Raw genomic sequence first — 15,560 nt, 5'->3', positions numbered from 1 at the left:
GTAGCGTATTTTTTCAAATGCCTGCCATAAGGCCTTAAACTTTTTCCCCATGAAGTCTGTTGTCTTCATACCTGTTGCCAGGTCCCTTGCTTCGCTGATTCTGTCTACCGCGATGAGTCCCAGCATATAGATAAGCTTTGCACGGATTTTATCGTCATCTATAGGGTCGTAATCATAGCCGTAGCGGCTATTCTCCTGGAACATATCGCTTTTCCTGTCGTCTTTTGATTTTTCGGGAAAGCGTTTTGAGAGCGCTTCATAGAGCGCTATGTCTTTAGTGTCGGTTATGAGGGTCCACTGCGGTTCGATGAGGCTGGCTTCATGCTTTATTGTCAATGTCTTGGCGAGATCGAGTGTTTTGCCGCCTGATGGGACATTTAGCCGCAAGCCGGGGATGGTAAGTGCCTTGACGATGAGTTTTGTGGCTTTCTTTTTGTCAGTGAGAGAGAGGAGGTCAGGAACCTGGACATTGACGATCCCTGAAGGTCTTGCCGACTCGAAGGAGGCGAGGTAGGTCTCGAACTTTTTAATAACCGACTTTTCATTGTCCTTATTACTTTCATTGAAATCCATCATTTTTAAAGTATCAAGAAAATAAAGAGCACCCTGTCCGCTGAGCTTTGCCCTTGTTTTTAACTCATCCAGGGTTTTGGTCAGCTTTTCCTGATCATGAGTTAAATAAAATACCATCAAACGGAGCGCTGTCTCGGGCGTTCCCTTGTTCGATGAAGATCTTTCCATGACCTCTTTTTTCAGGGTATGCCAGCTTTCCGGCAGTGGGACAGAGGCGAGCAGTGATTTTAGGGAAAGGCTGTTTTTATTTCCCATACTCTTGTATCCGGCTATTTTGGTCAATGTTTCCGGGGGAAGCAGCCAGAAGCGGTCATAAAGCTTGAGCCATCGGGACACCGCTTTCTTCGGTGACAAGGTGGCTCTAACAGCCTTGAATTTATCGATATCCGATTTGAGTTTTTTTGCTTCACCCCGGCCCTCATTTTTTTCAGTCTTTCCCGGCATATCTGTCAGCTTGTTAATTCTGGAAATGATCTCTTCCGCGCCAATCATCTCCCTTGCTGATAACCGGTAAGGAGATATAAAGATAATGAGGAAAATTACCCCTAATAAAAGTATCCCTGTGAAGCCTCTTTTCTGTCTCTGGAACATGACGCCCTCCCTTATGAAGTTTTAGATCAAATAAAAAAGCCTGTCTTCCTGTTTCGGATTAGGGGCTTTTGCCCCGCTTTGATTTTGGTGAAAGGAGCCAGACTCATTAGAGATTAAAAGAAATATAAATCACATTAAATTTTTAGAATGGTTCTACATGATACATTATATGGCTGAAACGTAAGGAGGAAAAAGTTAGGGTACCCGGAAAATACCCTGATATTTAATTGCGGATTTGGGATTTCGGAATGCGGATTGAATGGAGCAGTTGCAGGTTGCTTGTTACTGGTTGCAGGTGAAAAGATGGTTTCGCGCAGAGGAAAGCGATAGAACGCCGATGACACAGATTTAGCGGATTTTCACTGATTTGAAAGATAGTGTTTCGCTTAAGGGTAAATACTTCTAAAGTTCAGAATAAAATTCTTTAATCCTGTAAACTCCGTTAAAATAGATTTCTCTCTCTTGCGCCCCGGCACCCACAGTGCCTGGCCTCTGAAAGAGGCATTTCCCCAAATCCCTGTTATCCCTGTTCTATTGCATGCTTTCAGATATTAATTGACGATTGATACTGAAACCTATAATATAGGTTTTATAACCTTGATAATAGGTGTTGATATGCTTGAAAAAATATTTGGAAGTGCGACGGCTGAAAAGGTTTTGCTTTACATGACGGCCTATGGTGAGGGCTATGCCACGGGTATTGCAAAGACCTTTCATATTCCCCTTAACATGGTGCAAAAACAGCTTGCCCGTTTTGAAGAGGCGGGTCTAATTGTAAGTACACTTAAGGGAAGGACAAGGCTTTATACGTGGAATCCGAGATATCCCTTTTTGAAAGAGTTTAAGGCCCTTATGGAAAAGGTTTTTCAGTTTGTTCCACAGGAGGAGAAAGAGCGATATTACCTTGAGCGGAGACGGCCGAGAAGGAAAGGGAAGCCTCTATGAAGATTACAAAGGATTCCACACTTAAAGATGTGGCCATGATTGTTTGCAAGGCCCTGAAAACTGAATTCAAAGTTCTGAGTTCAGGATTAGAAGATGGTTTCGCGCGGAGACGTTTATACCCTTTGGGTGCTAAGGCGCAGGGGGAAGGAAGTTCAAAATAAAATCTGTGTAAATCCGTATAATCCGTGCCTGCCCCGTCAGAAATACTTTCATTCGGGGTCATCTGCGTTCTAATAATTTTTCCGTGATCTCCGGGCCTCCGTGGTCGATATTTTTTAAATTGTCACAACACCCTCATCGCTCATCATTACAGAGATGATTTCAGGCATGTCACCTACACGCCCGAAGGGAATCTTGTCGAAAATGCCGAAGTAGTTAACACAGGTTCCGCAGGCAACGAGATCTACACCGCTCTTTTCAAGAATTTCCAGTGCGTCGAGCATTGCCGAGCCCTCTCCCATAAGTTTGACGCCTGTATTATAAAAAATGATCTTTCCCGGTTTGTTCTCTTCATTGCATAACTTTCGGAGGAAGGATCCCATTACCTTTGAACCCAGCTCTTCAGGGCCTTTGCCAAAAAACTCACTGTTAATGATTATATTCTTTCCCACGTTTTATTCTCCTTGTTTTTTACCTGCAATATATCGAAATAATATTTCCAATACAAATAAATATTTATGGAATCCCTGCTTTTTGAATCGAAGGGATACTTATCTTATCTAATGAATAGGAGAGATAGAGTATTTATAAAAGGTGAATTCTATGAAGATAATAATTAAAGCAACCCTTCTTTTGACCTTAATTATTGCGGGTTGCACAAATATACAAAAGGACGGACAGATGGAAGTGACTGAAAAAAATATTGAGACGAAAAGTCTTGCCAGGGCTACTTTTGCAGGGGGGTGCTTCTGGTGCATGGAACCCCCATTTGAAAAGATGGAAGGTGTTGTGGAAGTGATTTCCGGCTATGCAGGAGGTGAAAAGCCGCATCCAACCTATGAAGAGGTATCATCGGGAAATTCGGGCCATTACGAGGTTATCCAGATTGCATACGACCCCAAAAAGACTTCTTATGATGATCTTCTTTATACTTTCTGGCGGCAGATTGATCCTGCTGACGGCGGGGGCTCCTTTGTTGACAGGGGACCTCAGTACAAGTCTGCCATTTTCTATCATAATGAGGAACAGAAAAAGAAAGCTGAGGCTTCGAAAGATGCGCTTGGTAAATCAGGAAAATTTGACAGGCCTATAGCTACTGAAATTATTGCCTATGACCGCTTCTACAGGGCTGAAGAGTATCATCAGGATTATTACAAAAAGAATCCTCTCCGATACAAGTTTTACCGCAGCGGTTCCGGGCGGGACCGTTTTATTGAAAAGGTCTGGAAAGATGATGACAGGGCCGAGGTGGGCTTCCTTAAACCCTCTGGGGAGGAACTCAGGAAAAAGCTCACGCCGCTCCAGTATAAGGTGACGCAGCATGAAGGGACGGAAATGGCCTTCAGCAATGAATTCTGGGACAATAAAAAGGAAGGGATTTATGTCGATATCGTTTCCGGTGAGCCTCTTTTCAGTTCCATAGACAAGTTCAGGTCGGGCACAGGTTGGCCGAGCTTTACCCGCCCTCTTGTGGAGGAGAATGTTGTCGAAAAGGATGATAACAGCTTTTTCATGAAAAGAACGGAAGTGAGAAGCAGGGGGGCTGATTCGCACCTGGGCCATGTCTTTGATGACGGTCCGGATCCAACGGGACTACGTTATTGTATTAATTCAGCGTCTTTGAGGTTTATTCCTAAAGAGGAACTGGAGAAGGAAGGCTATGATAAATATCTTGAGCTTTTTGAGTAAGAAATAATGACTCTTTCCTGTTTAATTAATCTTTGAAATCCCCGTTTTTTGGGCGGGGTAAGAGTTAAAAGGGTATGCCATAATAATTTTACTTTTCTTTTGCGGACAAAGAAAAGTAACAAAAGAAAGGCCGCCCTAAAACTTGGTCCCGCCGAGGCGGGACTTCCCTCGCTTCCGCATCTGCCTTCGGCGGTCACAAAAACTCGCTTCGCTCAGACAGTTTGTGACCTTCATCCTCAGCCAGCTGCTTCACTCGGCTGCGTTTTAACGGGAAGTGAAAACAAGCCCCTTCATGGCTAAAAGAAAAACCACCGTCCTCTGGGCATAGATTCTTTACTAAATTTAATGTTTTTATAGTTTTTCTTTGCGTCCTTTGCGGCTTTGCGCGAAACACTTACGTACGGATTTGTTTCTATGCAACATGGTGGCCCAATTATTTCCGAATAAAGCGAAATAATTCACTCCAGCATTTTCCCCGTCATGGGAACAAAAATGACGCCGCTGATATGATCGACGAGATGCTTCCCTTCCTTTTTTGTCACCAGAGTCAGTGTCTGATAGTAGGTGGTGCTTCCCAGGGGAATGATGAGTCTCCCTCCCTCTTTTAATTGTTTTAGCAGGGGGGGAGGAATGTGGTTGGCTGCCGCCGTGACGATCACGGCGTCGAAGGGGCCGGCCTCTTTCCATCCGTAATATCCGTCACCATGCTTTACCTCCACATGGCCGTATCCGTTTTTTTTAAGGTTTTGCCCTGCCGACTTTGACAGTTCTTTTATTATCTCAATGGTCCACACCTTTGCACCTGTCTCGGCCAGGACGGCTGCCTGATAGCCTGACCCCGTGCCAATCTCCAGGACTTTATCTCCTTTTTTAACTTCAAGTTTTTCCGTCATGAGAGCGACGATATAAGGTTGTGATATGGTCTGTCCGTAGCCGATAGGAAGGGGATGATCAGAGTAGGCCTGATGCTGCGCTGCTTTGGGGACAAAAAGGTGTCGCTTTACTTTCAGCATGGCTGAAAGCGTTGCTTTATCCGATATGCCCCGTCCCTTGATATCCCGCTCAACCATTGCTTTGCGCATGCTTTCAAAAGGATCCTTTGCAGCGAGAGAAAGAGAGGGCATTGCCATAAGGCCCGGGGTAAAATAAATGATGGATATGATTAGAAATTTGAACATAATTTATCCTTATCTTTAGCATATCAAAAAGAGAGTGAGAATCAACATGTTGCCATGAAAAAGGATATTTTTTTCAAAATGCAGGGAGATAAAGTAGTATAATTTTATATGAAGTGGTAAATTAAGTGTCAAAAAAGGGAAAAGACAATAGGGTGGGGGAACTGTGAAAGGTGAATCTCTTGCAATGGGGGAGAAAAATATAATGCTGTCGACAGTTGCCCTGTTCGGACTTTTGACAGCAAAATGAGAATAATAAAAATCTTTTGAAAGGTTTCCGGCAGTGTTAATCAAATGTCCCTCATGTGGTCTTGAAGGTGAATACAGGAAGGGTTATGCAGGCGTTATCCAGTGCAGGAAGTGCCAGACTGTTTTTTGCCTTTCCGAGACGGTCCTGCCCGATAAGGGCCTGTCGGAAAGGATCTGGAGAGTAAAGGGGGAAGGAGGCCTTCCGGTAAGTCTCAGGGTTTTGAGATTCAGGGTCAACGCAGGCAACCTTTCAGGTAACGGGGAAATCAGCCCCGATGGAAAGCGGTGGATTAAGGTCGCTTCTCACCCCATGCTGGCCAGGTATCTTGATAAAGATAAACCCCATGAGGAAACAAATAAGGAGGTTCAAAATAAGGTCTCGCCTCCTCAGGCCATTGAGAGCGCTTCCCAAAGTGACAAAGATGAGGAAACAGAACTGCTGAAGGGAAGACGCCCCTGGAAATCAGCGCTTGGCTTTGCCTCTTTTGCTCTTATTGCATCAGGCGCTTTCTTTTTTCCTCTCTCTAAAAGCCTGGATAAGCTGGATGAAGAAAACAGGCAGCTTAACAATGAAAACCAGTTTTTAAAGGGTAAGCTATCAGGCGCCGAAGATCGAATCGCAGGTCTTGAAAAGCAAATTGACTCCATTGGCCGCAAGTTTGAAGAAGTAAAACAGTCAAACGAAGAATTTTTAAGGGCAAAGGAGGTTCTGGAAGATATAAAGAAGAGTATTGACAGTCACAAGGTTTACCTGGCTGTAAGTCTTGGCGAAAATCTTCTTTACGTCAAGATCGGGTCGAAGACGCTCAAGGAATATACCGTTTCTACAGGCAAGGGGTGGACAAAAGTAAAAAAAACGGGAAAGACCTATAATTTTCTTACCCCCAGGGGAAAAAGGGTTATTGAGGTAAAACAGAGAAACCCCATCTGGTACAAGCCTGACTGGGTATGGCATGAAAAGGGGCTTGAGCTCCCTAAAACTATTTCCATTGAAGACAGGGCGGTAAAAGGTGAACTGGGTAAGTACAGGCTTAAGCTGGGCGGCGGCTATGCTATTCACGGAACGAAAAGTGGCGTAATTAACGGTAAAAAAGAAACCCACGGTTGTATAAGGATGGGCAAGAAAGATTTGAAGGAACTCTATTCCATGGTGAAGCGTGGCACGGAAGTCTACATTTATTAACAGAGCCTGACTACTGAATTGCTTGCAGGATTCAGGCAGAAACAATTTAGCCGGAGAGGAGCAGTTTATGACGATAAGTGGAAATCCGCACAAACTTGCTGTGGATATAGCTGAAGGCTTTGCAAATGTTACCATGGCTACTTTGAAGAAATATACGCCGCAGGATTTGAAAACCATGACTGTTAACGTCAATATGGTGATCAGGGAGTTGAGGCAGGAGCAAATCCCCCTTGAAGATGTGATGGCCCTTAAAAAACGAAACATGAAAATACAGAGAGCGAACCAGGCTCTCTCTGTTATCAGGAATTATTGCAAAAAAAAGCGGATAGTTCTTTAGTTTTCATCGGGAAAGGGCGCTCTTTCGCAATCTCAGCGTCAATCTTCGGTTTTGCCTGTGCCACGCGCAGCAGTACGTCTCCGTGCAAACCCTTGATCTTGCAAAAAAGCCCTCTTTTCCGGATTGAAAACAAAGTCCCGTCTATCGTAGGTTTTGGATGGGCGCTATCCGGCGGCCTTATTTCTCCGGTCATGGAATGAATCAACTGTCAATGGAAAACAGGGTAAAAGGATATTCGCTCTGGCTCGTGCCGGAAGGTGAAGCGAGAAAGGTGCTTGAAGCGCTCATTTTAAAGTTGAGCAGCGCCCTTGGCACGCCATCCTTTTTGCCCCATGTCACGCTTCTCGGACAGCTAACTGAAGATGAAGAGGAGATCGTCGAAAAGACGGCGCAACTGGCTTCTTCTATTGAGCGCTTTCCTGTAAGCTTGAGCGGTACGGGCTATCTCGATGAATACTTCAGGTGTCTCTTTTTGGTTGCCGGAGAAAGTCCCGGCTTGATGACGGCGAATTTAAAGGCGAGGAGCCTCTTTGGGCGAATGGACGGCCCCCTCTTTATGCCTCATCTTAGTCTTGTTTACGGCAATATGTCCGTAGAGGCTAAAAAGGATATTGTTGCAGAAATGATCGGCCATAGAGACTGCTCTTTTCAAATCAGGAAAATCAGTCTCTTTTCAACGAAGGGCTCTCCCCACGAATGGTACCCTGTTGAAGACTTCCCTGTCGGCTAAAGGCTGAAAATTGCATTGCTTACAGTATGGGGAAGTTGAGCGTAGCCGTTACAAGCGCAGCAAAGATAATTCCAATGCCCTTTGTGATAATGATTAAGTCTTTCATTTTTTTCTCCTTTTTTAAGGTTTGATTATATTCATCTTATATATTAGCATTTAGTGTGCCAAATATATGGCGCCATAAAAAGTATCAATAATTACAGGTGGTTAGCTGCTTAAGGCCGGGAGAGAGCTGTTTGTCTTCCTTGCGTGTAATGTTTCAAAGTAGAAACGCTGTGTGTGATTATTTTTTCTGCTAGAAAAAATCTAATAAAATCTAATACTTGCAGATTGTTTCAGTCGTGAAACAATGTTTATTTGTGAAACATGTATTGCAAATCATCTTGTGCCCTCTTATAATCAGGGTAGTAATGAAACAGAAGTGTCGCTGGCAGTGTAGCATAATGTATCATTTATTATTCAACACCTGCTATTAAGCAAATATTTGAAACGACTTGGTTTCATGGGGAGGAAAGAATGGAAGACGGTGATTTACTGGTCGGTTTAAATAGTGATGCTATACTCAATGGCATTGCTGATGGGGTCATTGTTGTAGGGCTTGAACGCAAGGTCCTTTTTGTCAATCGCGCAGCCCAGGAAATTCTGGGAGGCGCCGACGGAGAAAGCATTATGTGCGGGGAAAATTGCAGGGAAGTGGTTGCCCACTCTGCCTGTGCCCTCGGTTGTCTTATGTCGCAGACGATGAAAACGGGGGAGCACATTTATAATTACGAAGCTGTTCTGGAAAAGGATGGAAAGAAGAAAACACTCAGCATCAATACTTCTGCCATCAGGGACAAAAACGGAAAAGTCATCGGCGCCGCCGAAATATTCAGGGATGTAACGCTCATCCAGGAACTCAAAAGCGAACTGAAGGACCGCTACTCCTTTAATAATGTAGTCGGGCGAAATTACAAGATGCATGAAGTCTATGAACTGCTTCATGAAGTAGCGCCTACGCGATCCACAGTGCTCATTGAAGGGGAGTCGGGTACGGGGAAGGAACTCATTGCCAATGCCATTCATCACAGTTCTCCCCGAAGTGGCAAGCCTTTTATTAAGCTCAACTGTGCCGCTCTTGCCGAAGGGGTACTGGAAAGTGAACTTTTCGGCCATGTAAAAGGGGCCTATACGGGAGCCATTGCAGACAAGGCAGGTCGTTTCGAGTTGGCCAACGGGGGAACGCTCTTTCTCGATGAAATAGGAGAGATATCGCTCCAGACGCAGGTAAAACTGCTTCGTGTATTACAGGAGAGTGAGTTTGAACGGGTGGGGGGAACGAAATCGATAAAAGTTGATGTTCGCGTCGTTGCGGCCACTAACCGTGAACTTAAAGATATGGTGGAAAAGGGGGCCTTCAGAGAAGACCTCTATTACCGGCTCAAGGTCGTTCCTATCCGTCTTCCGGCCCTTAGGGAGCGGACTGACGACATTCCTATTCTGGTAAACCATTTCATCGAAAAATTCAACAAAGAGATGTCCCGCGAGATTACCAATCTCTCACCAAGGACGATGGAACTCCTTATGGACTACAACTACCCCGGTAATATTCGTGAACTTGAACATGTTATGGAGCACGCCTTTGTTCGCTGCCGGGGAAAGACCATTCATCCCGAGCATCTTCCCAAGGAGTTGCAAAGTTCTGATCTTATCGACAGGGCCATGGACAGCGACGAACCGCTTAAGGAACTGGAAAGGGAAACCATCGTCAGGGCGCTCAACGAATCGGACTGGAAACTCCAGACCTGCGCCAAACGGCTCAAAATAAGCCGGACTACCCTTTGGCGGCGAATGAAGGATCTTGGTATTGAGAAGAAATGAATATGGCCCTTGTTTCTAAGTGAAATGAATGTTAGCATCTTGCCCTGTTTTATTCATTTATTGATTGTTAAATTTGCGTCATGTGGAGATCTCTGACCAGAGGTCTCCGACCCGAAGTTTTTAATCGGGCATCCGTAAAATGGTTCTTCACGGGAATATAATTGTGAGAAAAAAAGAGCCTTTGCGAAGGGAGTGAAGCAATCTCACATCTAAATACAGAACATTGAGATTGCCACGTCGGTCTTGTCGACCGCCTCGCAATGACTGAAAAAGGATAAACTTATGATAGAAGGCTTATTAATTCTTATCGCCATACTTGCCGTGGCAATACTCGTTTTGCTCATCCTCCTTTTTACAAGAAAAGAGGGTAGGGAACTCGTTCAACTGGAAGACCAGATTAGCTCACTTGAAAAGAATTCAGAGAGAACAGAACGGGGCATGAAGGAAGAAATCACAAAAAACAGGGAAGAAGCGACTCTTCAGGCAAGGCAGGGGCGTGAAGAGCTGGCAAACGCTCTCAAGACCTTTGGCGATGGTCTCTTTTCACGCATTACCGATATTTCAACCATGCAGAAAAACCAGCTCGACACCTTTTCCACCCAGCTCACAAGGCTGACTTCAAGCAATGAAGAGCGCCTTGAAAAAATGAGGGAAACGATTGAGCAGAAACTGAACCTGCTTCAGGAAGACAACAGCAAAAAACTGGAGCAGATGCGGGCCACCGTCGATGAAAAGCTTCATGCCACTCTGGAAAAGCGTCTTGGTGAATCCTTCAAAATGGTGAGTGAAAGGCTTGAACAGGTACATAAAGGGCTTGGCGAAATGCAGTCGCTGGCATCGAGTGTGGGGGACCTGAAAAAGGTGCTTACCAATGTGAAAACAAGGGGAACCTGGGGCGAAGTGCAGCTTGGCAACCTTCTTGAACAGGTTCTCACTGACGACCAGTATGCCAAAAATGTAGCCACCAAAAAGGGAAGTAACGACAGGGTCGAATTTGCCATTAAACTGCCCGGGAGAGATGAGGGAGAGGGTGAAGTCTGGCTTCCCATTGATGCCAAATTCCCCCAGGAAGATTACCAGCGCCTTGTCGATGCACAGGAAAAAGCGGACCTTGCCCTTGTGGAGGAATCGTCCAGGCAGATTGAGGTACGTATAAAAAATGAAGCAAAGAGTATTAAGGAAAAATATCTCGACCCGCCCAATACGACGGATTTTGGAATCATGTTTATTCCCATTGAAGGACTCTACGCTGAAGTTTTAAGACGCCCCGGCTTATGTGACAAAATTCAACGTGAATTCAGGGTTGTCGTTACGGGCCCCACAACACTGGCGGCGCTATTAAACAGCCTGCAGATGGGATTCAGAACTATCGCTATTGAAAAACGTTCCAGCGAGGTTTGGGCTTTGCTTGGCGCCGTAAAGACGGAATTCGGCAAATTCGGCGATATTCTCGACAAAACGCAAAAGAAGCTTCACGAGGCAAGCAACACCATCGAAACGGCGGCCAGAAAATCACGTACCATTGAAAGAAAGCTTCGTAATGTGCAGGAGCTTCCGGCAGGGGAGAAGGAGCCACTCATGGAGGAGTAGTTTTACTACAGGGTTTTTAAGTAAGACTTTTGTCATAACTCCCCCTGGCCCCCTCTTATCTTAAGCGAGGGAATTTATGCTCCTCCCCTTAAGGTAAGGGGCGCTTGGGTGGGGTTATGATAATTACAGGTTTAAATAATATTCAACTTAGTGTTAATCAGTGTCAAAATATTTTTCATGAAAGGAAGGTAAATGCTGTCAAAAATAAAAGATTTTTTTAACCAGAGTGCTTCCCTTGAAGGAAAGGGGGGCGAATCAAGGGAGCAAGTGATACAGAAAGCCGCCTGCGCCCTGATGATTGAAATGGCGAATATTGATGATGAATTCAGTGAAGATGAAAAAGGGCGCATCGTTGCCATTCTGAAAAAAGAATTTGACCTGTCGGAAGAGATGGCCCATGAGCTAATTGATCTGTCCCATGAAGAGCTTGAAGGGAGCGTCGATCTCTGGCAATTTACGAGCCTTATCAATCAGAATTATTCACCGGAAGAAAAAATCCAGCTTATGGAACTGGTCTGGAGGGTTGTTTATGCTGACGGCCATCTGGATCAGCATGAAGACTATCTCGTTAAAAAAATTGCCCACCTTCTCAACTTGAGGCATGGCGAGATGATTGATGCCAAGTTGAAGGTATTGGGGAGGAGCAGGTAGGCCTTGGCGATGTGAAGATATAGGGATTAGCTTCTTTTTTTGTTTGATGAACAAACATACTTTTCTTTCACCCTAAAGAGTATAAAGGCGCAAAGAAAAGTATGCAAAAGAAAGCCGCCCTTTACGGACAAGCCGAATAAGTGCCTTCGCGAAATAAATTTCTAAGTTACTAAATTTTGGCCTGCGGCTTCCCTCGCTCACGCATTTGACTGTGGCGGGGACAAGCCCTAAATAGGATAAGTGCCTTTACGAAATTAAAAATTTCTAAGTTACTAAAACTCGCTACGCTCAAACAGTTTATCCCCTTCTTCCACCGTCAAATACTCCACTCGGCTGCATTGAATGGGAATAGAAAAGATTGGTCATTTGATGGGTTACGTTTCACTGTACCCATCCTTGTTGTTTTATAAAGGGAAGCCACAATCCCTCCCTTTTGTAAAGGGAGGTCAGGAGGGATTTATTCCTGCCAATCTCATAAATAGTATTAAATAAAACATATAAAAGGAGAGAAACAAATGAAGAAATGGGTTTGTACGATTTGCGGTTACATTCATGAAGGAGATACCCCGCCTGACAAGTGTCCTCAATGTGGCGCCGGGGCAAACAAGTTCGAAGAGCAGAGCCGGGAGGGTCTTGCCTGGGCTGATGAGCACAGGATTGGCGTTGCAAAAGATGTGGACAGTGAAATCGTAGAGGGGCTGAGAATGAACTTTACCGGCGAATGTACGGAAGTCGGTATGTACCTCGCCATGAGCCGCCAGGCCGACAGGGAAGGCTATCCGGAGATTGCAGAGGCCTACAAAAGAATCGCCTTTGAAGAAGCAGAGCATGCGGCAAAGTTTGCTGAACTGCTTGGTGAAGTTCTTGTTGCAAGCACAGAAGAAAATCTCAAGGCAAGAGTTGCCGCAGAAAACGGGGCCTGTGCCGGAAAGAAAAAACTGGCCACCCGCGCCAAAGAGTTGAATCTCGATGCTATCCATGACACGGTTCATGAAATGTGCAAGGATGAAGCCCGTCATGGGCAGGCCTTTGAAGGACTGCTGAAGAGGTATTTCGGCTGATGTAAGTATGGAAAATAATAGAAGATAATGGGGTGATCCCCAATGTTGTTAAATTAAGCCATTCATCCCCTCTCCCGCCGGGAGTGAGGGTGAGGGGGGAGTATAATATTAGAACCTTAGGTGCCGCCCCTTTTAGTTGGTGAGCTTCACAAAATAAAAAACCCGCGCCCGATGAATTCCGGTTGCGGGTTTTTTATTTGAATCTTGAGTTGGAAAAATACAAAAGAGCAATATGTGTCGTGACAAAAGAAATAATTTTGTGATATAGAAATACCTTGCACCGGATAATATCGATTTTTATTAATAACAGGCAAATTACGGTGTTATCCAGAATAGAGATCGCTGACTATAAAAGGATTTTGAAAAATCTTGATAACTGAAAAGATTTAAATATAGATTAATTTTGTGGATATACAGAAAAACTTTAGGCTAACTGGTTATACCCAAAAGAAGAATGATACTAGAAGCAATATTTGAATCTTGGCATATAGGTGATGGAAATTATCCACCACTTAAGACGGGCGATAAGGTTAATTTATCTTTTGAGCTTGAAGAAAGAGGTATTAAAACTATCACTGAAACAAATGAATATTTTATGCGTTCACAGGGAAATGCCGATTATGAATTCTCTGGAATAGTTCTCAGGAATTACGGGCAAGAAAACAATGAATACATATTGGTTGTTGATACTGGAGGGTTTAAGTTTTATATCTGTTCCAACAAAGTCTCAGAATTCAAAGCAGGCGACCAAGTTGCAGGTGAAGGAACTTTGCTTCTTGATCACTACATATGGGTGGAATTTTTGAACGACTACAAAAATCCTCCGGATTTATTCTATAACTTGACAGTAGATCAGATCAGAAAGGTCAAAATACCGGAAAAGTTTATTTATCGTCATAAAAATGGTAAGTCTATGCCAACACGTGTTGACATGAATGAAGCTAACGATATAGAAATAGAAGAATTAAAAACCATGGAGGGACAACCTTTTGATGAAGAGTTCTATATTGTGAAATTTGATGATTCAGGCTTGGAAGGTGTTCGCATAGCAAAAACGTTTATATGAGGTATAACCCCGCATTCAAGCAGATCGCTGACGGCTTGCTTAATTCAATCGTTATTTGCGACCCGAGGTCGCACTATTGATTGTATTACAAGTAGTTACGTTCCTTGATAATACCTGACATGTTCCTGTCAGTTCCCAACGGAGACATGCTGCCATTGCGCTGATGATGGGGTGAGATGCTATCACGTAGCGAAGGCTCTTCTGTAATGGGAGAGATCCGGTTGAAACATTACCGGCTCTGTAAAGAGGCTGAAAGGTAGCAGGTGCCTTCGCACGAGAACATAGAATTAATCTGATTAAAAAGGGAGAGCAAATGACGGGATATGCACCCTTTGAATAGTTTGTTATTCAGAAAACTTATTGGTATCGTGTAGTAAAATTTAATTTACGGGTTGTTCCACAAGGGCAGCTTATGGAGGTGCTTGAGCCGTATGATGGGAAACTGTCACGTACGGTTCTTAGGAGGGAAGGGGGCAGTAATGCCCCTGACCTATCCGGTGTTTGAAAAGGAAATTATGAGCAAAAAAGCATTAATTGCAGTTGTGGTGGCTGCTATGTTTATAGCTGTTACATACTACTATTTTTCGGGTAAAGAGTATGTTGTGCGCATGTCAGAATCTGACATCAGGGAAAAATTGGATAAAAAGTTACCATTAACAAAATCCTATTTTTTCATTATCCAGATCACGCTTCAAAATCCTCGTATTCTTCTCGAAAATGGCACAAAAAGGGTTAATGCCGGCCTAGATGTATTGCTTAATATCAAAATTGACAAAAACCCAAAACCGCTGGGTGGGTCAGTCGATGTATCGGGAGGAGTTAGATATCTAGCCGAAAAAGGGGAGTTTTATCTTACCGATCCAGTAATTGAGAGCCTGGGAGTTCAAGGTATACCTGATAAATATATGCAAAAAGTAAATAAGGCTTTAACAAAAGCGTTAGCTAAATACTACGATGAAAATCCAATATATACCCTTAACTTAGGCGACGGGAAACAAGCAGTCGCTCGTATGGTCTTAAAGGATGTGGTCGTTGAAAATAAGGAACTGGTGGTAACTCTTGGTATATAAACATAACAAGCCTGTAAACGCGGACGTCAAAAACTGTACCGGTCGTACCTCCTCTACAGTTTTTTCCGCCGGTTACGGCAACGTTCAAGCTGTAGCCCCCCCTCATAATCCCCGTTTAATTTGATATAATTGGCAAAAAGCAAAGAGGATATTGTCCATGCCCAATTTTATCCACAAAGACCTCAATCAAATGGAACGGGTTGCTTAAAATTATGAAGCCCAATTGTAGCCGGGAACCTTTGAATATGCCATTCATTATTTAATTGCGCATAAAGCTGATCTTTCTGTTTTTTACTTCCGCTATAACAATGATATAGCAGGCCGCCCAGCCTACCACCCCTCTGTCCTGCTAAAGATAGTCCTCTTCGCTTATTCCAAAGGAATTACATAAAGCAGAGAAAAGAGATTCAGTTTAAGAGGCAGGAAAAAAGTCCAGGGTCAGTGGCAGTTGTACAGTATGGTTCATAATATTGAGAAATTAATGAACTATGGAAGATTGCATTAATAAGGGGGAAAAGTGACTTATAAGAGCTTGTTTATCAAAAAAAGAGGCTCTGTTTTTTTTAATTGAGAAATCAGGCAATATATTCTTGAAAAAAGGTAATGATTGAGATAAAGATAAGTTATTAAA

General features: G+C 43.8%; 15 protein-coding genes and 3 pseudogenes. 15 read left to right on the top strand and 3 right to left on the bottom strand.

Annotation, left to right across the window (positions count from 1 at the left end):
• Positions 1-1,164 (bottom strand): hypothetical protein (locus tag OEV42_09830; protein MDH3974562.1); only part of this gene is annotated, 1,164 nt, incomplete at its 3' end.
• A 555-nt stretch (positions 1,165-1,719) separates the two neighbouring features.
• Here OEV42_09830 and OEV42_09825 point away from each other — a divergent pair.
• Complete coding sequence (locus OEV42_09825) at positions 1,720-2,109, top strand: winged helix-turn-helix domain-containing protein (protein ID MDH3974561.1); 390 nt, start codon at positions 1,720-1,722, stop codon at positions 2,107-2,109.
• A complete protein-coding gene (locus tag OEV42_09820; protein ID MDH3974560.1) occupies positions 2,106-2,270 on the top strand; it encodes a hypothetical protein in 165 nt (54 codons plus the stop codon). The genes OEV42_09825 and OEV42_09820 overlap by 4 nt, the downstream gene beginning before the upstream one ends.
• Positions 2,271-2,384: 114 nt before the next feature.
• Here OEV42_09820 and OEV42_09815 read toward each other — a convergent pair whose 3' ends face one another.
• Positions 2,385-2,720 (bottom strand): sulfurtransferase-like selenium metabolism protein YedF, encoded by a 336-nt coding sequence (locus OEV42_09815; GenBank protein MDH3974559.1) that lies wholly within the window; start codon positions 2,718-2,720, stop codon positions 2,385-2,387.
• Positions 2,721-2,949: 229 nt separating this feature from the next.
• Here OEV42_09815 and msrB point away from each other — a divergent pair, with 229 nt between their 5' ends.
• A complete protein-coding gene (gene msrB / locus OEV42_09810; protein ID MDH3974558.1) occupies positions 2,950-3,957 on the top strand; it encodes a peptide-methionine (R)-S-oxide reductase MsrB in 1,008 nt (335 codons plus the stop codon).
• Positions 3,958-4,415: 458 nt separating this feature from the next.
• On the opposite strand, the gene OEV42_09805 is transcribed toward msrB, so the two are convergent.
• Positions 4,416-5,135 carry a protein-L-isoaspartate(D-aspartate) O-methyltransferase gene (locus tag OEV42_09805; GenBank protein ID MDH3974557.1) on the bottom strand — a complete coding sequence of 240 codons (720 nt, stop codon included), beginning with the start codon at positions 5,133-5,135 and terminating at the stop codon, positions 4,416-4,418.
• Between the two features lie 280 nt (positions 5,136-5,415).
• Here OEV42_09805 and OEV42_09800 point away from each other — a divergent pair, with 280 nt between their 5' ends.
• From OEV42_09800 to OEV42_09745, 12 genes and pseudogenes are all read left to right on the top strand, one after another.
• A complete protein-coding gene (locus OEV42_09800; protein ID MDH3974556.1) occupies positions 5,416-6,564 on the top strand; it encodes a L,D-transpeptidase family protein in 1,149 nt (382 codons plus the stop codon).
• A gap of 67 nt (positions 6,565-6,631) precedes the next feature.
• Positions 6,632-6,901: a hypothetical protein gene (locus OEV42_09795; protein MDH3974555.1), complete on the top strand. Its 270-nt coding sequence runs from the start codon at positions 6,632-6,634 to the stop codon at positions 6,899-6,901.
• A 157-nt stretch (positions 6,902-7,058) separates the two neighbouring features.
• Positions 7,059-7,631: a 2'-5' RNA ligase family protein gene (locus OEV42_09790; protein MDH3974554.1), complete on the top strand. Its 573-nt coding sequence runs from the start codon at positions 7,059-7,061 to the stop codon at positions 7,629-7,631.
• A 516-nt stretch (positions 7,632-8,147) separates the two neighbouring features.
• Positions 8,148-9,491 carry a sigma 54-interacting transcriptional regulator gene (locus tag OEV42_09785; protein MDH3974553.1) on the top strand — a complete coding sequence of 448 codons (1,344 nt, stop codon included), beginning with the start codon at positions 8,148-8,150 and terminating at the stop codon, positions 9,489-9,491.
• 282 nt (positions 9,492-9,773) lie between these two features.
• Positions 9,774-11,081, top strand: a complete 1,308-nt coding sequence (gene rmuC, locus OEV42_09780; protein ID MDH3974552.1) for a DNA recombination protein RmuC — start codon at positions 9,774-9,776, stop codon at positions 11,079-11,081.
• Positions 11,082-11,273: 192 nt separating this feature from the next.
• Positions 11,274-11,732: a TerB family tellurite resistance protein gene (locus OEV42_09775; protein ID MDH3974551.1), complete on the top strand. Its 459-nt coding sequence runs from the start codon at positions 11,274-11,276 to the stop codon at positions 11,730-11,732.
• Positions 11,733-12,247: 515 nt separating this feature from the next.
• Positions 12,248-12,793 carry an NADH peroxidase gene (locus tag OEV42_09770; GenBank protein MDH3974550.1) on the top strand — a complete coding sequence of 182 codons (546 nt, stop codon included), beginning with the start codon at positions 12,248-12,250 and terminating at the stop codon, positions 12,791-12,793.
• A gap of 454 nt (positions 12,794-13,247) precedes the next feature.
• Positions 13,248-13,859, top strand: coding sequence for a hypothetical protein (locus tag OEV42_09765; protein MDH3974549.1), 612 nt, complete (start codon positions 13,248-13,250; stop codon positions 13,857-13,859).
• A 418-nt stretch (positions 13,860-14,277) separates the two neighbouring features.
• Positions 14,278-14,361: pseudogene (locus OEV42_09760) on the top strand (TraG family conjugative transposon ATPase).
• A 106-nt stretch (positions 14,362-14,467) separates the two neighbouring features.
• Positions 14,468-14,929 (top strand): DUF1439 domain-containing protein, encoded by a 462-nt coding sequence (locus OEV42_09755; GenBank protein MDH3974548.1) that lies wholly within the window; start codon positions 14,468-14,470, stop codon positions 14,927-14,929.
• Between the two features lie 157 nt (positions 14,930-15,086).
• Positions 15,087-15,317: pseudogene (locus OEV42_09750) on the top strand (IS1182 family transposase).
• 24 nt (positions 15,318-15,341) lie between these two features.
• Positions 15,342-15,434: pseudogene (locus tag OEV42_09745) on the top strand (transposase).
• The last annotated feature ends 126 nt before the right edge of the window (positions 15,435-15,560 follow it).

Source organism: Deltaproteobacteria bacterium (assembly GCA_029860075.1).
Lineage (GTDB): Bacteria > Desulfobacterota > JADFVX01 > JADFVX01 > JADFVX01 > JAOUBX01.
Note: the sequence above shows the minus strand (reverse complement) of the source record. Positions and strands in the feature narration are given on the sequence as shown.